General features: G+C 54.1%; 1 rRNA gene. It reads left to right on the top strand.

The features are described 5' to 3' along the window. A 23S ribosomal RNA gene (locus tag LRL21_RS45175) occupies positions 1–266 on the top strand; the annotation flags it as partial.

Raw genomic sequence — 266 nt, 5'->3', positions numbered from 1 at the left:
ACGAGGGGAACTGAAACATCTAAGTACCCTCAGGAGAAGAAAACAACAGTGATTCCGTCAGTAGCGGCGAGCGAACGCGGAACAGCCCAAACCTGAGAGCTTGCTCTCAGGGGTTGTGGGACGTCAAGATCGGGTTAGCAGAATAGGTGAAGCAGTCTGGAAAGGCTCATCAGAGAGGGTAACAATCCCGTAACCGAAAATCTGCGACACCTGGTGACGGATCCCGAGTACCGCGAGACACGTGAAACCTCGTGGGAATCCGGCAG

Source organism: Paenibacillus periandrae (assembly GCF_022458865.1).
Taxonomy (GTDB): Bacteria; Bacillota; Bacilli; order Paenibacillales; family NBRC-103111; genus Paenibacillus_S; species Paenibacillus_S periandrae.
The sequence above is the reverse complement of the archived record's forward strand: the minus strand, read 5'-3'. Positions and strand labels throughout refer to the sequence as shown.